General features: G+C 48.3%; 15 protein-coding genes. 13 read left to right on the top strand and 2 right to left on the bottom strand.

What is annotated here, in order from left to right:
- Positions 1–426 precede the first annotated feature (426 nt).
- From ACWHX8_RS04425 to ACWHX8_RS04485, 13 genes are all read left to right on the top strand, one after another.
- Complete coding sequence (locus tag ACWHX8_RS04425; protein WP_447970750.1) at positions 427–1,236, top strand: cytochrome C assembly family protein; 810 nt, start codon at positions 427–429, stop codon at positions 1,234–1,236.
- The gene (gene hemA, locus ACWHX8_RS04430) at positions 1,233–2,648 is read left to right on the top strand and encodes a glutamyl-tRNA reductase (protein WP_447970751.1); all 1,416 of its coding nucleotides are present in this window, start codon (positions 1,233–1,235) and stop codon (positions 2,646–2,648) included. The genes ACWHX8_RS04425 and hemA overlap by 4 nt, the downstream gene beginning before the upstream one ends.
- 42 nt (positions 2,649–2,690) lie before the next feature.
- Positions 2,691–3,638: a hydroxymethylbilane synthase gene (gene hemC / locus ACWHX8_RS04435; RefSeq protein WP_447970752.1), complete on the top strand. Its 948-nt coding sequence runs from the start codon at positions 2,691–2,693 to the stop codon at positions 3,636–3,638.
- Positions 3,635–5,206, top strand: coding sequence for a uroporphyrinogen-III C-methyltransferase (cobA, locus tag ACWHX8_RS04440; RefSeq protein WP_447970753.1), 1,572 nt, complete (start codon positions 3,635–3,637; stop codon positions 5,204–5,206). Before hemC ends, cobA begins: the two co-directional genes overlap by 4 nt.
- An 85-nt stretch (positions 5,207–5,291) precedes the next feature.
- A complete protein-coding gene (locus ACWHX8_RS04445; RefSeq protein WP_447970754.1) occupies positions 5,292–5,684 on the top strand; it encodes a CBS domain-containing protein in 393 nt (130 codons plus the stop codon).
- A gap of 62 nt (positions 5,685–5,746) precedes the next feature.
- A complete protein-coding gene (gene hemB / locus ACWHX8_RS04450) occupies positions 5,747–6,733 on the top strand; it encodes a porphobilinogen synthase (protein ID WP_447970755.1) in 987 nt (328 codons plus the stop codon).
- Complete coding sequence (locus tag ACWHX8_RS04455) at positions 6,730–7,713, top strand: bifunctional riboflavin kinase/FAD synthetase (protein ID WP_447970756.1); 984 nt, start codon at positions 6,730–6,732, stop codon at positions 7,711–7,713. The genes hemB and ACWHX8_RS04455 overlap by 4 nt, the downstream gene beginning before the upstream one ends.
- Positions 7,714–7,758: 45 nt before the next feature.
- Positions 7,759–9,153 (top strand): tRNA lysidine(34) synthetase TilS, encoded by a 1,395-nt coding sequence (tilS, locus tag ACWHX8_RS04460; protein WP_447970757.1) that lies wholly within the window; start codon positions 7,759–7,761, stop codon positions 9,151–9,153.
- Entirely contained in the window at positions 9,150–9,689 is a 540-nt protein-coding gene (gene hpt / locus ACWHX8_RS04465; protein ID WP_447970758.1) for a hypoxanthine phosphoribosyltransferase, read from the top strand. The genes tilS and hpt overlap by 4 nt, the downstream gene beginning before the upstream one ends.
- A 111-nt stretch (positions 9,690–9,800) precedes the next feature.
- Positions 9,801–11,615 (top strand): ATP-dependent zinc metalloprotease FtsH, encoded by a 1,815-nt coding sequence (gene ftsH, locus ACWHX8_RS04470; RefSeq protein ID WP_447970759.1) that lies wholly within the window; start codon positions 9,801–9,803, stop codon positions 11,613–11,615.
- Between the two features lie 340 nt (positions 11,616–11,955).
- Positions 11,956–12,813 (top strand): dihydropteroate synthase, encoded by an 858-nt coding sequence (gene folP / locus ACWHX8_RS04475; RefSeq protein WP_447970760.1) that lies wholly within the window; start codon positions 11,956–11,958, stop codon positions 12,811–12,813.
- 11 nt (positions 12,814–12,824) lie between these two features.
- Positions 12,825–14,174 (top strand): phosphoglucosamine mutase, encoded by a 1,350-nt coding sequence (glmM, locus tag ACWHX8_RS04480; RefSeq protein WP_447970761.1) that lies wholly within the window; start codon positions 12,825–12,827, stop codon positions 14,172–14,174.
- 19 nt (positions 14,175–14,193) lie between these two features.
- Positions 14,194–16,755, top strand: a complete 2,562-nt coding sequence (locus tag ACWHX8_RS04485) for a DNA internalization-related competence protein ComEC/Rec2 (RefSeq protein ID WP_447970762.1) — start codon at positions 14,194–14,196, stop codon at positions 16,753–16,755.
- Positions 16,756–16,817: 62 nt separating this feature from the next.
- Here the strand turns inward: ACWHX8_RS04485 and ACWHX8_RS04490 are convergent, their stop codons facing one another.
- Both ACWHX8_RS04490 and ACWHX8_RS04495 read right to left on the bottom strand, forming a co-directional pair.
- Complete coding sequence (locus ACWHX8_RS04490; RefSeq protein ID WP_447970763.1) at positions 16,818–20,513, bottom strand: aldo/keto reductase; 3,696 nt, start codon at positions 20,511–20,513, stop codon at positions 16,818–16,820.
- A 276-nt stretch (positions 20,514–20,789) separates the two neighbouring features.
- Positions 20,790–21,293, bottom strand: a complete 504-nt coding sequence (locus tag ACWHX8_RS04495) for a c-type cytochrome (RefSeq protein WP_447970764.1) — start codon at positions 21,291–21,293, stop codon at positions 20,790–20,792.
- Positions 21,294–21,298 lie beyond the last annotated feature (5 nt).

Genomic DNA, 21,298 nt, shown 5'->3' on the forward strand with positions numbered 1-21,298 from the left:
GCCTGGCGGGCCGGCATGGTTGCGACCTGGCGGCTTCTTATGTCTTGATTACAGGTGTCCAAGTAAGGACTTTCAATGTGATATTCAACGTGTCAAGAGTACGGAAGCTCATGGAATCGGCTATAACTGACAATGCTTGACGTGTTCTCTCGCGTATTGGAAATTAAACGTGTACACAGTGGCGCCGTATCGTTTCGGTATAACTGAATCGGCTATACGTCTTTCGGCGATGATGTTTCTTGCTTGCTGGAGATCTAGACTTTTGTTGGATATTAAAAGAATCGTATCGTTAATATTAACGTGAAGAGGTCAGCATCCAAGGGGGTTTCTGCCTCTTCTGTTCCTTGACCTCCATTAGGCCCAAGTCTATACTCAAAAGTTGGATTGACAGGGGGTTTTGTATTTTTCCCTTAAAACGAAGGCTTTATGGCTGAGACTCTCATTGGAGTCACAATGGTCCTCTATTTTTCGGGGACAATTGTCTTTCTCACGTATCTCTTACGACGCTCTGAATTTTTGTCCAAATGGGCTTCGGCGTTTGCCTGGCTTGGGTTTGCGTCTCATACCGTTGCGTTGTTGGCCAAATCCGTGAGCCTGGGCCAGATTCCGATCATGACTTTTCAACAGGCCATGTCCTTTTTTGCCTGGACTCTGGTATTAGTTTTTTTAAGTGTTGCGCTGAAGCGAGGCTTACATGTACTCGGTGCGTTTATATTGCCCTTGGCGTTTCTTTCCTTAATATCGGCGAGTATTGCTCCAGCTGGCACACAAGGGTTTCAACCGGTGTTCGAAACAGTGTGGGTGCATGTGACGTTGAGCATGTTGGGAACCGTTGGGTTTGCCGTGGCTTTTGTGGCAGGCATTATGTACCTCATGCAAGATCGCATGCTCAAATCAAAACAATTTAATTCGCTATACGTAAAGCTTCCACCATTAGATTTCTTGGATTCGTTAAACCAACGTTCGATCCTTTTAGGCTTTCCCTTTCTGACCCTTGGTATTTTAACGGGTTCATTGTCGGCCCATGTCACCCTTGGGTCATACATGAGCTGGAATCCAGAGCAAGTGTGGGCGCTCGTGACGTGGATTTTTTATTTTGCAGTCCTTCTTGGTCGGGTGACCGTTGGGTGGCGGGCTAAGAAGGCGGCGTATCTCACGATCGTAGGTTTTGCCGCGGTGATTCTGACATTCGTGGGGGTGGTTCTGAAAAATCAGAGTCAGTTGGGAACCCTATGAATATTATTGTCGTCGGGCTGAGTCATAAAACTGCTCCAGTCGAACTCCGTGAGCGTTTAGCCATACCAGAAAGCCGTATGGGAGAAGCCTTGACTCGACTCCTGGCCTACCCAAGCGTCAAAGAAGGGATGTTTCTGTCAACATGTAATCGTGTAGAAGTCTATGCGGTTGTCAAGGACATGGAGGAAGGGTTTTCTCAGATTCAAGACTTTTTGGTTTCGACACATTTTTCGTTATCAGCTGATGAATTATTTCCCCATGTGTATCGATATGCTGATGAGTCAACCATTAAACATTTGTTTCGCGTGACGTCCAGTCTTGATTCAATGGTCATTGGGGAACCACAAATTCTTGGGCAGGTAAAGGATGCGTATGAACTGACGCTTTCCCATCGAACGAGTGGTGTCATTCTCAACAAGTTTGTCAAAAAGGCGATCTCAGTTGGGAAGGGTGTTCGAACGCAAACGAAGATTGCGGAATATGCGGTTTCCGTCAGTTATGCCGGGGTCGAACTGGCAAAGAAAATTTTTTCAAGTTTAAAAGATCAAACGGTTTTATTGGTGGGTGCTGGAGAGATGGGGAAGTTAGCCGCCCGTCATCTCGTCAATTCTGGGGTGAAGCAGATGATGGTCACCACAAGAAATACTCACCGTGCGCTGAATCTTGCCGAGCAATTTAACGGGACTGTTATTCCATTCGAAGACTTTCGTTCGGCTTTGCCCAAGGCAGATATTGTGTTGTGTGCCACCGGAGCTCCGTACTATGTCATCACGGCAGAAGACATTCAATGGGCTATTCGTCAACGGATGAATCGTCCAATGTTTCTGATTGATATTTCGGTGCCACGAAATATTGACCCATCAGGTAAGGATATCGACAACGCGTTTGTGTTTGATATCGATGACCTCAAAACGCATGTTGGGCAGAATCAGGAGGAGCGGCGCAAAGAGGCGGAGAAGGCTGAAGGGTTGGTGAAAGATGAAGTTGAGGTTATGCTTTCGTGGTTGCGTGGATTAGAGGCGACCCCGACCATTGTGGCCTTGCGGAAACGGGCAGAGGAGATTAAGCGTGCAGAGGTCGAAAAAGTTCTCAGTCGCTTAGAGCATATTTCTCCAAAAGAACAACTTGCCATTGAAGCGCTGGCCTCTGCCATTGTGAATAAACTTTTGCATGGTTCATTGGTGACGCTCAAGTCTGAAGCTCAGTCAAAGAACGGATTTGTCTTTATCGAAGCTGCCCGACGGTTTTTTGATTTAACTGAAGCTGAAATGAATCACGTGCAACATGGTGTCGATGTTGGTAAGGACTCGATGTCTCAGCAAGAGAGCGTGGAGGGGGAATCGTCTTCCACGAGTCATGATGCTGAAGAGGCATATGAGGAAAAGGAAAAAACACAAGACTATGAAGTGTAATGACTGTAATGACAAAGGTATCGATGGTGATGAGGGGCGGTCGTGACGGAGCGAAATGGTCGTCGCTCATCGTTAGTGATTGGGACGCGTGGCAGTCGTTTGGCACTGTGGCAAGCGGAGTGGGTGAAGTCGCAATTACAACAGATTGCCCCAGAGGTGTCCGTGAGTCTTCAACGAATACAGACTAGCGGGGATAAAATACTGGATGTCCCGTTAGCCAAAATTGGAGGAAAGGGGCTGTTTGTCAAAGAAATAGAAGACGCATTGCTGAAGGGTGAGATTGACGTTGCCGTTCATAGCATGAAAGATGTCCCGTCCGTGTTACCGGATGGGTTAGCGATTGTCTGTGTCCCGGAGCGGGAAGATCCTCGGGATGCATGGGTGTGTCGTGATGGAACGTCCCTCCAGGACTTGCGGCGAGGAGCCACAATTGGGACCAGTAGCTTACGACGCCAAGCGCAGATTCTCCATCATCGTGCCGATTTTGATATTCAAATGTTACGGGGCAATCTCGATACACGTCTCAAAAAACTCCAAGAAGGTAAGTACGATGCGATTATTCTCGCGGCTGCGGGTCTTCGTCGTTTGGGGTGGAGCCAGGAAATTTCTGAATATCTTCCTCCCGATGTGTGTCTTCCGGCGATTGGGCAAGGAGCGCTGGGGCTAGAAGGTCGTACCGATGATACTTTTCTCAAAGATCTGATGGTTCAATTGGAGGATGGGCCAAGCCGTGCCACCGTCAATGCCGAGCGGGCATTTTTGACGCGATTGGAAGGGGGGTGCCAAGTCCCCATTGCTGGCTATGCTGTTTTACAGAACAACCAATTGTCTTTGGATGGGTTGATTGCGAGTGTAGATGGGAAACGCTACATTCGTGACACGATTTCTGGCTCTTGTGATGATGCAGAGACGTTAGGCGTGGAGTTAGCTGACCGACTGTTAGCGGCTGGAGGTCAACCAATCTTGCAAGAAATCTATGGGACGGCATGATGTACGGATCAAAGTCCAAGGGGAAAGTCTTCATCGTGGGAGCCGGACCTGGCGATCCAGGGTTACTAACCCTAAAAGGCAAAGCCTGTTTGGAGCAGGCGGATGTCGTGCTATTTGACTATTTGGCTAATCCTACCTTATTGGACTTTGCTCCTCCTGACGCGGAAAAAATATATCTGGGGCGACGAGGTCGGGGAGCGTATGAAAGTCAGGAAGAGATTAATCTGCTTTTAGTCAACAAAGCGCGTGAAGGAAAGTGTGTGGTTCGGTTAAAGGGGGGAGATCCGTTTGTTTTTGGGCGTGGAGGGGAAGAAGCTGAAGTTGTCGCCGAAGCTGGCTTGCCCTATGAAGTTGTGCCCGGGGTGACCTCAGCTGTGGCAGTTCCTGCGTATGCCGGAATTCCCGTGACCCATCGGACCTTAGCGTCAACTGTCACCTTTGTAACGGGCCATGAAGATCCGACCAAACCAGAAAGTGTGTTGGAGTGGCCACGATTAGCCACGGTCAATGGTACGCTTGTGTTTCTGATGGGGGTTAAAAACTTACCATTAATTGTCGAAAAACTTTTATCTGAAGGCAAAGAGTCTCAGACGCCTGTCGCACTGATTCGCTGGGGTACGTATATGCGGCAACAGAGCCTCACCGGGACATTAGCTGATATAGTCGAGAAGGCGAAGTCCGTCAATTTGCAGCCGCCAACGGTTATTGTGGTCGGAGCCGTGGTCGGGTTACGGGATCGACTGGATTGGTTTGAACAGCGTCCGCTCTTTGGAAAGCGGATTCTTGTAACGAGGCCGAAACATCAGGCACCTGCATTTTCTCGTTTGCTTGAAGAGTACGGTGCGGAGCCTGTTGACTGTGCAACATTGGAAATTGTTCCACCTGAGAGCTGGCAGGCGATGGATGAGGCTATTGCCGCGTTGTCCACGTATCAATGGCTTGTGTTTACCAGCGTCAATGGGGTGCGAGCGTTTATGGAGCGGCTCAAGTTTTCTCGTCGAGACATTCGTAGTTTGTCAGGGCTTCGTTTGTGTTGTATTGGTCCTCGAACGGCAGAGGAAGCTTCCTTGTTTGGTATTCTTGCTGATTGTGTGCCTGATGAGTATCAGGCCGAAGGCGTGCTTGAAGTGATGAAGCAGGCTGGGGTTGGCGGTCAACGAGTCTTAATCCCGCGAGCCGAAGTTGCGCGCGAGATTCTGCCTCAGCAATTGCGAGAGATGGGGGCGACGGTCGACGTAGTGACTGCTTACCGTGCGATTCCGCCTTCCGTCGACATTAAAGAATTGAAGCATCAATTGCATGAACAGACAATCCACTTTTTGACCTTTGCCAGTTCCTCGACTGTACGAAATTTTTGCCAATTGTTCGACAGTCAAGAGGAGCTCAAACAGTTGGCTACGCACACGACGATTGCATGCATAGGGCCAATTACGGCAAAAACCGTTGAGGAATGTGGCTTGTCGGTTGGTATTATGGCAAAAGAAAATACCATTCCTGCATTGGCTGAGGCGATCGTTCAGTATGTGCAACATGATGAACCGGTTAAAGGGATGTGTTCGGTGTCGTGACTCATGAAAAGATGGTGACGAATGGTGTCATGTTGATATTTTATTGATCTTTACGTGAAGGGTCTTATTACGGAGGAGTGATCTTATGGTTCCAGTCAAATCATTTATGGTGCCGATTGAAAAGTTTATTAAAGTTGATCGAGATGTCAACGTTCGTCAGGCTGCAGAAATGATGCGGGCGAATGGAGTTGGAAGTGTGTTTGTGACGGCTGGAGACAAGATCATTGGCATTTTAACGGATACGGATTTAGTCCGACGCATCGTCGCTGCAGGGTTGGATCCTGCCAAAACGGAAGTTGAGAAAGTGATGTCTGCTCCAATTTTAACCATCGACGGTGATAAAACCTTACTGGACGCGAACGATCTTATGGCCCATGAACATATTCGTCATTTAGGTGTGACGAAAAATGAAGAGTTGGTCGGAATGATTTCCGTACGGGACTTAGTTGTCTTTTTGACAAATCTTCCAAGAAAATAAAACAGGAAACGTACGAACACGGGTGAGGTATCGCCACGGTGTTTCATGCGTGAGGGGACTGTATGGGATTTCCACGGCAACGGTTGAGACGGTTGCGTCAGCATCAGGTATTACGAGGCATGGTTCAAGAAACGGGTCTCTCGCCGTCTGACTTTGTCTATCCATTATTTGTGACATTTGGGAGCACACGTCGGGAACCGATTGCTTCGATGCCAGGACAGTATCGATGGTCAGTCGACCTGTTGGTGAAAGAGGCGGCTGAGGCCCAAGCGCTTGGCGTGCCGGCTGTGATCCTTTTTGGGATTCCCGAACATAAAGATGAACGCGGGACGAGCGCGTATGAGAAGTCGGGAGTGGTTCAACAAGCGGTTCGTGCCTTGAAGACAGCACTGCCAGACTTGTTGGTGATGACAGATGTGTGTATTGATGAATATACGTCGCATGGGCATTGTGGTATTGTGCGAGATGGTCAAATCATCAATGATGAAACCTTAGAGTGTCTCCGGTTAATGGCCCGGTCGCATGCCGAGGCCGGTGTTGATCTTGTTGCGCCCTCCGATATGATGGATGGCCGAGTGGGTTCAATTCGAGATGAATTGGATCAGTCTGGATTTCAAGACCTGCCCATCATGGCCTATTCTGCTAAATATGCTTCGAGTCTCTATGCGCCTTTTCGTGATGCGGCGTTATCAAGTCCGTCGTTTGGGGATCGCAGGTCGTATCAGATGGATCCTGCCAATGCCCGAGAGGCGGTTCGTGAAGTGGAGCTAGATATTGAAGAGGGCGCTGATATTGTGATGGTGAAGCCCGCTTCATTTTATCTAGACATCATTCGAATGCTCCGTGATACGGTGACTGTTCCATTGGCGGCCTATCAGGTGAGTGGAGAATACAGCATGATAAAGGCCGGAGCTCAACTCGAGTGGATTGATGAACAGAATGTGATGATGGAGTCGCTGTTGGCCATCAAGCGAGCCGGAGCGGACATGATCTTGACGTACTTTGCCAAAGATGCAGCACGACTCCTGACTCAATATAGGTTGTCATGAGGGTGATTCGAGACCTTCAGGCGTTGTCTCATGCGCGCCATCCTGTCGTGACGATAGGGAATTTTGATGGGCAGCATGTGGGGCACCAGTCCTTAATTGCTGAGGTTGTCGAGACCGCAAAGCGCCACCAGGGCTCTCCGATGGTCCTCACATTTGATCCGCATCCTGCCAAGGTGCTCTCGCCTGGAATTGCACTGCAATATCTGACCTCGCAAGAAGAAAAATTTGACTTCTTTGAAAGACTTGGCATCACAGAACTCGTCATTTTGGAATTTACCAAACAGTTGGCCAGTTTGACGCCTCAAGAATTTACGTGCAAGGTTTTACGTGATGGGCTAGGGGTTCGCGAGGTGTTAGTTGGAGAAAACTTTGTATTTGGCACGAGGCGCAGTGGGAATATTCAAGATTTAGCCAAATTGGGGGTGGAGTCTAACTTTCAGGTTCATCCGGTTCCTCCCGTTCAGGTCGAAGGAGCGATCGTGAGTTCGACGCGAATTCGGCACTTGCTTCAAGCTGGAAAGGTCAAAGAGGCTGCAGCCTGCCTTGGTCGTCCATATTGTCTGTCTGAACAGGTTATTCATGGTGAGCATCGAGGAGCGAAAATAGGATGGCCGACAGGCAATCTTCGTCTGGCTCCTGATCGTGTCGTTCCTGCCGATGGCATTTACGCCACGATGGCCTGTATTCAAGGTGAGTGGATGCCTTCGATTTCGTACATTGGGCGTCGGCCGACGTTTGTCGAAGGAGAGCGCTTGCTGGAAGTTCACCTCTTCGACCAATGCCGTTCGCTGTATGGTCAGCGTATTCACGTCAGCTTCATCGACTATATTCGAGGCGATCAACAGTTTTTGACCGTTGATGAACTGCTTCGTCAGATGGATTTCGACGCTATTCAGGCACGGCGTCTATTAGATGTATGGAATAAAGATGATTCGCAATATTCTCGTTTGATCGCCTTTCATTCAACTTCGTGTCTCTAAGCTCTTCAGGTACTCATGATCTTCATGACTCCTATTGAACACTTCATGAATATGAAGCAGATGCTGGCGAAGGGGGACCATGTTCTGGTTTCGGTTTCTGGTGGTCCGGATTCTGTCGCGTTGCTTTCAGTGCTTCATGGATTACGAGAGAAATGGAATGTAACGCTGAGTGTTGTGCACATTGACCATGGATTGCGCGGAAAAGAATCTGACGAGGATGCAGTTTTTGTTGTTCAATTATGCCGAAAACTTGATGTGCCTTGTATTGTGGAAGAGTTATACGTGCAGATGAATGATGTCCAGTCATCGGGCGGTGGCCTCCAGGAGTATGCACGGAACATGCGATACCAGGCATTGTCTCGCATTGCGGCGAAAATTGGAGCCACCAAGATTGCAACAGGACATACCCTTGACGATCAAGCTGAAACAATGGTCATGCGGATGGTTCGTGGATCTGGCACTAGTGGTCTCTGTGGGATTCCAGCTATTCGAGACGCGCATATCATTCGTCCGTTGCTGGAGACGAGTCGAAATGATCTATTGTCGTATTTGCAACAGCAAGGTTTGAGCTATCGGGTTGACTCCAGTAACCATACCCTCACATATTTACGGAATCGAATCCGTCATGAAGTGATGCCACGGCTAAAGCAGTACAATCCTAATGTGCTGAACACGATTGCACGTCAAGCTGAAATTGTTTATCAGGAAGAGGCCTATCTTGATCAACTCGCCGTAGCTGCATTAGCCGATATCCAAAAAAGTAAGACGAATGATACCTTAAGCCTGTTTCGGGCTAGAATGCTTGACTTGCCATTGGCTCTGCGCCGTCGTGTCATTCGACGTGTTCTACATGCTGTGACTCAGTTGGAGGATCCTCCGGGGTTTGATGCGGTCGAGACGGTTCTCCAGTTTCTCAGTAACAGTCGATCAGGTTCTGAGATAACTATTCATGGCGTGTTGATTATTCGTGAATATGAATGTCTGCATGTTCATTCGATTCAGGAAGCGGGTGGCGCTCTCGATAAACATCGCTGGTGTAGTCAGGAACTCTCTATTCCTTCTCAAATTGTATGGCCATTGACTGGACAAACATTCAAGGTGTTTACGGGAGCAGGCATACGGTCGAATATGAAGCATGAATCGTCTCCGTATCAGGCAACATTTGATGCAGATTCGTTTCAGCATTCATTGGTTCTGAGAAGTTGGCAGGAGGGAGATCGATTTCATCCCCTCGGGATGAGCGGAAAGAGGAAAAAACTCCAAGACTTTTTTTCAGATATCAAATTGGCACGCTCCCAGCGTCCCCTAGTTCCACTCCTCGTGGCACCTGAAGGCATTGTGTGGGTTGGAGGATATCGAATGGACCATCGTTTTCGAGTTACAGAAACCACGCAGCATGTACTTGTTGCACAGTTGAGTCAGGAGTCAAATCCTGTATGACGCAAATCTTTGGTAAGCCTTTAGTAACGCAAGAGGCGATGCGAACTCGGATAAAGGAGCTTGGCAGGGATATTACGCTGCACTATCAGGAAAAAGATCTTGTCCTGGTTGGTATCTTAAAGGGAGCGTTTATGTTCTATGCCGATTTGGTTCGGGCAATACGATTGCCGGTGGTGGTTGACTTTATGATCGTCAAAAGTCAACAGCATGGGAAATCAACTGGTAAGGTCAAAGTTCTCACTGATTTGACCGAAGAGATACAAGGACGCGATGTGTTGCTGGTGGAAGATATTGTCGATTCTGGGCTGACCGTCCAATATTTAACGAAACAGCTTTCCAAACGAAAACCCAAGAGTCTTCAGGTTTGCGCCTTGTTGAGCAAGCCGGCTGGACGAGAAATCGATGTAAACGTTCAATATGTCGGCTTTGAGATCCCAAATCATTATGTTGTTGGGTATGGATTGGATTATCAACAACAATATCGTAATCTTCCATATTTAGCCGTCCTTGATCCCAAGAGTGTCGAAGCGCCATAGACGCCAATTCTTAGTTGTCAGTATCTCAATTTGCATGATAGAATCTAATAGCTCTTCTCTATTATTTGAGCGGAGTTAATCAAGTTGGTAGGAGGTTCAGGAGGTTTTCGTATGAATTCACGGGTGAAGAATTTACTTTTTTGGGTTGTTGTCTGCTTGTTTATGATCTTGCTCTTCAACCTCTTTACCGTTCCCACCAATCCGCCAGAAGAAAACATTATTTTTAGTGATTTTATGGCTCATTTGGATCGGAATGAAATCGAAAAAGTGGTGATTAAGCATAACAATATTAGTGCAATTTTAAAGGATGGAACCAGAGTTCGTACGTATTCCGTTGAGTACCCGGATTTGGTGAAAGTTCTGCGAGAGCGAGCCGTGCAGATTGAAGCGAAGCCACCAGATGAGAATCCGTGGTATATCACATTCCTTGTGACGTGGGGACCGTTCATCCTGTTTTTGGGACTTTGGTTTTTCCTTATGCGCCAGATGCAAATCGGCGGCAATCGCGCGCTATCCTTTGGGAAAAGTCGAGCTCGCTTGCTGACGGAAGACAAAAAGAAAGTGACGTTTGCCGATGTGGCTGGTGTCGATGAGGCAAAGCAAGATGTCGTTGAAATCATTGAGTTTTTAAAAGATCCTCAAAAATTTCAAAAGTTGGGAGGTCGGATTCCCAAAGGCGTCTTGGTTGTTGGACCGCCAGGAACCGGAAAGACTCTGTTAGCTAAGGCGATCGCCGGTGAGGCGGGAGTTCCATTTTTTAGCATCAGTGGGTCTGACTTTGTGGAAATGTTTGTGGGAGTCGGGGCTTCGCGGGTTCGAGATCTTTTTGAACAAGGGAAAAAGCATGCTCCCTGCATTATTTTCATTGATGAAATCGATGCTGTCGGTCGGTTGCGTGGTGCTGGATTAGGAGGCGGTCATGACGAGCGTGAGCAAACTCTTAATCAGTTGCTTGTTGAAATGGATGGGTTTGATACAACTGAAGGCGTCATTCTCATTGCGGCGACGAATAGACCTGATGTGCTTGATCCTGCCCTGCTTCGTCCTGGCCGTTTTGATCGGCAGGTCATCGTGAACCGGCCTGACGTACGTGGTCGAATCGAGATTCTGAAAGTGCATACGAAAAAGGTCCCAGTCAATGAAGATGTGGATCTTGAGCAAATTGCCAGAGGAACGCCTGGTTTTTCAGGGGCAGATCTGGAGAATTTAGTCAACGAAGCCGCATTATGGGCTGCTCGACTTGATAAAAAGTCAGTTGAATTAGTGGATTTTGAAAATGCGAAGGATAAGGTCATGATGGGGGCTGAGCGGAAGAGTATGGTCTTGAGTGATGAAGAAAAACGGACCACAGCCTATCATGAAGCAGGCCATGCGTTGATGGCTAAGTTATTGCCCGGGACAGACCCAGTCCATAAAGTCACGATTATCCCGAGAGGTCGTGCCCTTGGCATGACCATGCAGTTACCCATTGATGATCGTCATAGCTATTCGAAAGACTTTCTGTACAATACGCTTGCTATTTTATTTGGTGGTCGAGTGGCTGAAGAGCTCATATTCAAAAATATTACGACAGGAGCAGGCAACGATATTGAACGAGCCACTGAGCTTGCCAGAAAAATGGTCTGTGAATGGGGCATGAGTGACACACTTGGGCCATTGACTTTTGGCAAAAAAGATGAAGAAATTTTCCTCGGTCGTGAAATTAACACCCGACGAGACTTTAGTGACCAAGTGGCTCTAGAAATTGATCGGGAAGTCAAACGGCTTATTCTCGAATCCTATGAGCGCACAAAACGAATGCTCACCGAAAACATTCATACGCTGAAGGCTCTTGCCGAGGCGTTGCTAGAGAAAGAAGTCCTTGACGCTATGGAAGTCGAGGAAATTGTTCAGCAAACATCGTCGGTTCAACCTGCCGCTGTCTAGCCAGACTCTGGTCAGAGTTTCAATTCACCAAGCGTTGTTGGTGATAGTCATGAAACTCTGGCCAGGATATTCGAATCTTACAAATGACCGCCTCTCCATTTCATTAGATCTGATGAATGTTGTTTCATATATTTCTATAGCCGTTCCAGTTATGCCGAATCAGTTATAGCCGTTCCGATATACTCCGTCTGTACGACGTGTGTTTTTGCGCTGTGTACATGCTATATATTCGGCTGGAAGTTATTTGGTTTCGCTATAGTGGGACATCGTTTCATCTCATGAATCAAGATACGTCCACTTTCCCTCAAACTGTACACGTATGATCGCACACGAACATGATATGAGCAGTTTCCGTGCATGTCACCATCATATCGATCTTATGTCACGGGTCTTGGTCATGGGAGTATTAAATGTGACTCCAGACTCGTTTTCAGATGGCGGAAAGTATATTGATCCTGAAAAAGCCGTAGATCGTGTTGCGTTGATGATCGAAGAAGGGGCAGACATCATCGATATTGGGGGTGAGTCAACGAGACCGCGGTCCCAGTCTGTTGATGAACAGGAAGAAATGCGACGGCTCAAGCCGGTGTTACAAGCGGTGGGACACCGAAGTACGGTACCGATTTCTATTGATACACGAAAATCTTCCGTCGCAAAAATGGCGTTAGACCTAGGGGCTGTGATTGTGAATGATGTGAGCGCGTTAGGGCATGATCGCATGATGGCAAAGGTGGTGTCAGAAGCCAGAGCTGGACTTGTGCTGATGCATATGCAGGGAACCCCTGAGCACATGCAAGAATGTCCTGATTATTGCGATGTGCTAGAGGAGGTCAAACGTTTTTTAGCCATGCGTCTTGAGGTCGCGACGAACGCGGGAATTTCTCACGAATCTATTCTGTTAGATCCGGGCATCGGGTTTGGAAAAACGCGTGAACATAATTTGACATTAGTGAGTCAATGTGCCCAACTATTAGAGTTAGGCAGGCCAATCTTGGTTGGGCTGTCAAATAAAGAATTTATTGGTAAGATCATAGGTAAGCCGATAGGTGGACGAATGATCGGCACGGTCGCGGCTGTGGCAATTGCCATATTCCAAGGGGCCAAAATCATTCGAGTTCATGAAGTTGGGGTCATGCGAGAAGCGATGCAGATCGCTCAGGCGCTGCGAAAATCCAACGCATGGGACCAACAGTCTTGACAGGAGCGTATATGAAAAAATTATTTGGTACCGATGGTGTTCGTGGAGTGGCGAATCTTGAACCGATGACCAGTGAAACAGCCATGAAACTTGGGCGAGCTGTCGCTCATGTGTTTAAGCGACGGGAAGGTCGTCATCAAATTGTCATTGGAAAAGATACGAGGCTTTCCGGCTACATGTTGGAGTCGGCATTGGTATCGGGAATTTGTTCGCTCGGAGTGGATGTATTGTTAGTCGGGCCATTGCCAACTCCAGCGATTGCCTTTCTGACACGAAGCCTGAGAGCTGATGCTGGCGTGATGATTTCGGCCTCTCATAATCCGTATCAAGATAATGGGATTAAGTTTTTTTCCAACGATGGGTTTAAGTTGCCAGATGAAATGGAACTGCGATTAGAAGCATTGATTCTCTCGAATGAAATTGAACATATCCGTCCTACAGCTGGAGAAATTGGAAAGGCCTTCAGGATCGATGATGCTGAAGGGCGTTACATTGAATTTGTGAAACGCTCGCTTCCCAGGGAAATGGACTTTCAAGGGTTACGCGTGGTTCTCGATTGCGCGAATGGAGCGGGATATCATGTGTTCCCAAAGGTGGTGCAAGAATTGGGGGCCAAGGTGTGGGTGATTGGAGATAAGCCCGATGGAATAAATATTAATCTGAATTGTGGTGCGGTTCACCCCGAAAAATTACAGGAAGCTGTCCGTGCTCATCAGGCCGATATTGGGATTGCGCTCGATGGCGATGCTGATCGCTGTGTGTTTGTGTGTGAGGGAGGGGACGTGGTCGATGGTGATCACGCATTAGCTGCGTTTGCATTGGACCTCAAGGAACGGGGAATGTTGAAGCATGATACGGTTGTTGGGACCGTAATGAGTAATTTTGGATTTGAATTGGCCATGACGCAGTCTGATATCAAGGTCGAACGGACTCCTGTGGGTGATCGCTATATTCTTGAACGTATGGTGAAGGAAGACTTCCGGCTTGGGGGAGAGCAGTCAGGGCATATGATTTTTCTTGATTATCATTCAAGTGGAGATGGAATGATTTCAGGTTTGCAAATGCTCAAGCTCATGAAGCGTTCGGGAAAGCCATTGTCTGAAATCACACAATGCATGACGTCGTTTCCGCAGGTGTTACTTGGCGTCAAAGTGCCGCATAAGCCAGACTTACAGTCTTTGCCAACATTACAACATGCTATTTCAGTAAATCAGGAACGGTTAAATGGCACAGGACGTATCTTAGTCAGATATTCTGGGACAGAGCCACTGGTTCGTGTCATGGTTGAGGGACAAAGTGATTCGATCATCCAAGAAGTGGCTGAAGAATTAGTGAGTGTCGTCAAATCGTGTATTACATGAGTGCCTACCCCTTGAGTTTGTGATCCTTCCCCTTCTCGTCGCGTTTTTCTTTGGGCTCCTCCTCGGGTCGTTTCTTTTCTATCTTCCAATATCCATATTCTCACTACTTGTCATGCAAGGCTTTGCCCTTGTTTGGCTAGAGCGGTCTGCCCGAATCACAACCACAAAAGGCGGAATCGTGTTTGCCTGTACCATTGCAGGGTTAATTTGGTGGGTGATGATGGCTACAGGTCAAGGCAAGGCAGATCTTCTTCAATGGGTTAATGGTGAATCACTACGCGTTGTGGGGGAAGTCGTTGGTCCGGTCAAGCGAGCTCCTGATCGTCTCGTGATGATGGTTGAGGTTTCTCAGATAGGAAAGGCTGGTGAGCTGAATCCCACGTCGGGTCTACTTCGTCTCACATGGCGAGAGGCGGACCATTCGATTCATCAAGGCGACCTCATTGACGTGATGACTCGATTGCGCGAGCCCTATGGAACACGTAATCCGGGAGGATTTCATTTTGGTGAGTATCTCACGCGCAAGGGCGTTCATGTCGTTGCCTCGGTTACTGGACCAGGAGCTATACAGATTCGTCAAGCAACGACTGTGCGGATATTCCCATTATTTTGGCAACAGATAGATATCTGGCGGGAGCATGTTCATCGTGCGGCGATGGCAGCCTTGAAGAATCCTGCCCTGGGGTTATTTTTGGGAATGATTATTGGCGAGCAAAGCTTCATTACATCTGAAGTACGAGATGCGTTTATGGTGACGGGAACCGTGCATATCATTTCAATTTCCGGGTCTCATCTTGGGTTGATTGCCTTTCTCATGTTTTTTTGCGTGAAAGGCATTGTCCTACGTTTACCTCTCGTCTGGCTTGAATGGCTTTCTTTGCGTCTCACTGCGACGCGTCTAGCCGTGCTTATGACGATGCCCGTCGTTTCCTTTTATACGTTGCTAGCTGGTAGCGAGATCGCCACTGTCCGGTCATGGGTGATGATTATGTTGTTTCTTGTTGCCGTCTGGATAGGACGGGAGAAACATTTGTTAACCGCTCTGGGGATAGCCGCCATGCTTGCTCTCATCGGAAATCCTCAGGAGATGTATGACACCTCGTTTCAACTTTCTTATTCAGCGGTTTTGGCCATCGCCTTAGTGATTCAGATGCAGCAACGAAAGGCTGACAATGGTCAGGGTATGGGGGAATTGCCGAGTGGACTGGTGGAGCAGCTCTGGCAACGAATCATGCAAGCATGGTGGATAACCTTGGCGGTGACGCTTGCGACATGGCCATTGGTGGCGTATTACTTTAATCACATCGCCTGGCTTGGACTGTTCAGCAATCTGATTATCGTCCCATTGGTTGGATTTCTGATGATTCCCCTCGGTTTGTTGTCAGTCGTATGGGTGTTATTGACAGGGGCAGAGATGCTTCCTCTCGGGTTTCTTCATCAAGCGATTGCAGACTTTTTAGTCAAGACGGTCTCCGTGTTGGCGCATATCCCGGGTGCCGAGTGGCATGTGGCTTCGCCGAGTATATTGATGATCATGGTGTATTATGGGCTGCTTCTCGTTCTTGTTCTCCGTATTCACAAGCCAACGCTTCAGGTGAGTTGTGGGGCCGGCGTGCTGGCGATTCTCCTGTGGTGGGGCTGGTCTCCTCGATTGGACCTTGACCTTAATACCGTACGAGTGACCTTCTTGGATGTCGGACAAGGGGATGCCACGGTTATTGAATTACCTGATGGACAAACAATCCTGATTGACGGTGGGCCAGCCTATCGGCGGCTTGATATGGGACAAGCCGTTATTGGTCCGTATTTGTGGGACCGGGGTATACGACGTATCGATCATGTCATTGCGACGCATCCGCAATGGGATCATGTGGGAGGGTTGCCGTGGATCTTAAAGTCGTTTGATGTTGGACAGTATTGGAGTAATGGGATTGTGCGTGAACAAGCTTTCTCCCAACGTCTCCAAAACGCGATTCAAGAGATTGGGCTCAAGGAGCAGGTCGCATGGAAAGGAAAGGAGATTACGAGTGCGCGTCCTTGTATCTTCCAGGTCTTGAATCCTGTTCTGAGTGCGGGGGATCTTCCTCGCGCCTCTCTATCTTCGATGAGCGGATCGGTACTCAATAATCAATCGATCATTACAAGACTCGATTGTGGGCAACATTCTTTTCTGTTGACTGCTGATGCCGAAGAGGAAGCTCTTGCGAAACTCAATCAATTGCCTATTGTGCGTACGGCCCGAGTGGTGAAGGTTCCCCATCATGGGGCAAAGAGCTCTCTTCATAAAAAATGGATCAAACAGTTAGATGCTGAAATGGCGGTTGTCTCAGCCGGACAACACAATCGATATGGCCATCCATATCCAAAGGTAGTCGAAGCCTATGCTCAAGAAGGAATACCGCTCTATCGAACAGATCTAGATGGCGCCGTGTGGGTCACGGCTCATCTGGATTCCTCAGATATGACGATCGATACTGCAGAGGAACGGAGGTTGCATCCTATAAAATTTGATAGGAATGTTTTACATAATGAATGGAAAAACTGGAAACGATTATGGAGGGCGTGGACTGGAAGATTGTAAGAACGTACTTCATCTTGTTATCCATCATAAGACACGAACGTCATGATTCTTTTTTGGAATGTCTAGGGCGATAGAGCTTCAAAGATTTTTCGAGGGTTGGAGATCGGTTCCCATCTCATCATCGTCATGGAGTCTTCCACATACGGTGTTTTTCGCATGCCATTTAAGACGCTGGTGATGCCCGGTGTGCTGGCAAGGACCCAGAGGGCTTTTCGGGAAAATGGTTCATCATGTTGGGATGCTGGGAGTAATGGGTCGATGATTTCCCGCAATTCGTGAATTTTTTTTGCGCTTTTTTCTGCAGACTCCATTCGGAGCACTTTCAACAACGAGAGAAATTCAGGAACATAGCGTCGACGCCAGGTATCCCAAATCGCTTCTTTCTCTCCTGTCAGTTGACGGGTGAGGACTTGGAAGACTTGATTGGCATGAGGAGCAATCATTTGATTTTCAATTTGATCCCAATGCTCTAGGTTCTTGAGCGCAGGCCGAAGTCGTGAAAGTTCATCAGCCCATTTGAAAAACTCATGAGCAGAAATGCCTTTATCTGAAAGTGGAACCAGGGGAGCAATCTCTTTCACGTACTCTTCTTCCAATGCACGAACTTTGGCGATTTGCTCGTCAAAGGTGGTTTCTGGTCGCTCAGCTTGTGGATCGGCAAGACGGATCATTCCCGCGTGCTTGGTCGGTATGGCGTTAAAAGGGCGATTCACGAGGACGGCAATATTGCGCTGTTGAGCAAGTTCCAGCACCGTGTGTTTGTTGTCAGTGCCTGTATTGGGCGTCAGTATTGCCCCAGACTCAAAGAGATTCATCGGTAATTGCAGTACGTGAAAATGATGACTGGTTTGTCCAAGCTCCTGTGCGGCTGCGTGAGCGGCTTCAAGCATGTGTGAGAGAGACGTGGCTTCTGGATCATCAGGGGTGGTGGTACACGTATTCGATGATACACCGTAGTATTGGAGGCGACCTGCTGCCACTTGTTTCTCAAAGTACACGAAGGCCTGTTGCAGGCGTTGGTAAAACGTTGTTCGTAAGTCTTGTAACGCTGCGGCTTCAATGGACAATTTTCGGTTTTTGGCATCTGAGAGAAAGTATTCAGGGTTATGTAGCAAGCAGACATCCAGTGTGGCTAAACCCAAACGATCGAGCGAGAGGGTGAGTTGCTCATCAAGAAAATCAGGATGAAGGCAGTGCCAGATTCCTTCACCATATTTCACCATGTCCGGAAACGGATTGCCGGCTTTCTCTCGGGCTTCGGCGCGTTTGAGATTTTGTCCTTGCACATATCCAATTTTTGATACGACGATGACTTCTTCTCGTGTGAGCTCGTTTGCTTTGATTAACCCGCTCAGGACGCTTCCCACTAATCGCTCGCTTCCTCCATCCGCATAATTTGTTGAAGTGTCAATGAGATTGCAGCCTTCACGCAGGGCTTGGGTTAAGGCATGACGGTGTTCATCGGCGGCGATATCAATACGATATCCGCCGAAGCCGATGCGGGAGGTTGTGAGTCCTGTTGCCCCCATAGCGGCATAGCTTTGGCCGATAGGGCGTGTTGGGGAAGGACTCGCCAAGATTCTTGCGACATAGGTCGCTGTTCCTCCCGGCGTTGCCTGGCCGGAAAGTCCACGGGTTTTGAGAGTTTGGAGAGACTCAGATGTATCATTTTTCGCGGGCTCTTGCTGCTGCGTGAGGGCGGGCGCAATGGCGTGAGGGTCGGTAATTGGCGCTTCACATGCAAAGTTTCTGCAGAGATACAGCGCGGCTTTTCCTTCTATCAGGGTTTTGTCTCTGAGCAGGGGATGTGTGGTTTCCGCGTCCTCATTATTCTGATGGGCAAAGATTCGATTGGGAATGAAGTGACGATGAATTTCAGTGCTCAATGCTTCGTAACTCGATTCGCCAACGTGGCCGACCAATGCCAGTTCAATTGGGCCATGGAGCAATAGGTCAACGACCAGTAAGCTTTTTGCATATCCTCGAGGAATTTGTGAAATGTGGTGACCATATGCTCGAATGGCCTTAGTCGCGGCCTCGCGGAAATCATCGCGATTGAAATGAAATGATAAGCGAGCCAGGGCCGAGGAGGCGACAGCATTTCCACTCGGCGTTGCGCCGTCTGGCCCTTCCCGACTACGAAGAATGAGCGATTCGTGATCAATGGAGGTGGTAAAAAATCCACCGTGCTCATGATCGGCAAAGTCTTCCAGGATTCGTTCTGCGAGACTCACCGCCTCATAGAGATATCGTTCCGATGCTCCTGCTTCATACACATCAATGAGTGCTTCTGCGAGGTAGGCATAGTCTTCTAAGCATGCATCCAAATGGGCTTTGCCTTCTCGATAGGTTCGAAGGAGTCGATTGCCAGGTTGGGTTAGGGTGGTGAGCAGGAAATCGGCAGCTCTCTGGGCCGCATCGAGATATCGCTGATGTCCTAGTATCCGTGCCGCTTCGGCCATGGCTCCAATCATCATGCCATTCCACGCCGTGATGACTTTGTCATCTAAGCCTGGCGGAATGCGCTGAAGGCGAGCCTGGTAGACGAGAGGGCGGACTCGTTCGATGGTTGCCCACAGTTCCTCCGTGGAACAGTCGACCTCTTTGGCGACCTGTTCAATGGTTTTCGGAGTGTTGGGTATGCTCTGATGTTCCCAGTTTCCTTCGTCTGTAATGTCGTAGTAGGCGCAAAATCGTTTGGCATCTTCTTGATTGACGACGATGGATCGGATCTGCTGAGGCGTCCATACAAAAAATTTGCCCTCCACTCCTTCAGAGTCGGCATCGGTCGCTGAGTAGAAACCACCTTCTGGCGAGGTCATTTCACGAAGGATGTAATCAAGTGTTTCGGTGGCGATGCGCCGATAGTATTCCTCTTGTGTGGCTTGATACGCTTCTACATAGGTTCGTGCTAAGAGTGCGTTGTCGTACAGCATTTTTTCAAAATGCGGAACCAACCATCGGGCATCGGTTGAATAGCGTGCAAAGCCTCCTCCGATGTGATCGTAGAGGCCTCCGGCTGCCATGGCATCCAAGGTTTTTCGAACAATGCGGAGCGTGTGCTCATCTTTGGTCTGCTGATATTGTCGGAGCAGAAATGACAGTCCTGTTGCCGGGGGAAACTTTGGAGCTTGTCCAAACCCGCCGTGTGTCGGATCAAAGTCTTGGGCATATTGTTCAACGGCCGTTTCTATTTCTGTTTGTCCGACTGTCATAGGCGAGGTCACACGAATGGACTCGCGGAGTCGACTCGTGAAGTGTGTCGCTTGCTTCACAATGCTTTCACGATCCTTATCCCAAGCAGCCGCAATGTTCTTGAGTACGGTTGAAAAACCAGGGCGACCCCATTTATCTGTTGGCGGAAAATAGGTGCCAGCGAAGATTGGCTCCTGATCAGGCGTCAAGAAGACGGTCATCGGCCATCCTCCATGCCCTTGATTCATGGCCACGGTGGCTTGCATATAGATTTCATCAATATCCGGTCGTTCTTCGCGATCGACTTTGATGTTAATAAAATGGTCATTCATTAAGTTTGCAATTGCATCGTTTTCAAAAGACTCATGCTCCATGACGTGACACCAATGGCATGCCGAATAGCCAACAGAGAGAAGAATCGGTTTATTCTCTTGTTTGGATCGATTTAAGGCTTCTGTATTCCATGGATACCAGTCAACGGGGTTATAGGCGTGTTGGAGTAAATATGGACTGGTTTCATGAATTAATTGATTGGCCTTACGTTCTGAGGTTTGGTCACTCATGAGATGATGACTTTCTTATGGGCATCTCTAAAAACCGTCCTTTTCTGCGATTGCGGCGTCAGTCGCGTACGTAAATCCTCATGTATTGGCCATACACTCTGGTTTTGCGCACGCAGCTTCCTTGCATTCACACAAAAATCCTGGTTGTTAGAGGTGCCCTTAAATAAATAGTATGAAAAAGAAGACATGCCGATTCATGATTGTGTGGTAATGAAGGATTGAGGTTGCTTCCCCTCATAAAGGAAGGGGAAGCGTTGCCGTACCGGTATGATGTGGTTATTTTTTCTCTCCTAGACTTCGTTCATACAAGAGGACCTTCCATCCATCTGTTTCAGAGATGAATCCCTTGGGTTGAACCACCGGCAGCATTCCGGTTCCTGGTACTTTCCCTGACTGGCCCATGCTTCCATTCTTTAATACCCACATCAGCTCACCTTCCGTACGATATTTCTTAAACTTGGGATTGGTGAAATTTCGTGGTTGGATAGGGAGATTACTAGCTGCCCCGCCATCACCCTTGCCTTCTGCCCCATGGCAACTAATGCAGCCGCCACGGCCAAGGAAAATTTCTTTCCCTTCTGCGAGGATTTCTTTGGTGGCCTCAAATGGCGGTTTCATTTTTTTTGCTGCGGCGAGTTCAGGCTTCGGGACACGTTTGACACGAATATCAAATTCCCCGCCCGCTTGACCGTATCCAGTAGGATTGACGGCAAATGCACGGTCAATACTGACCAATGATGTTATTATGCCGAGCCCAATGAGAAGCAAGACTATCTTCATGAAAC

This window comes from Nitrospira sp. M1 (assembly GCF_965152605.1).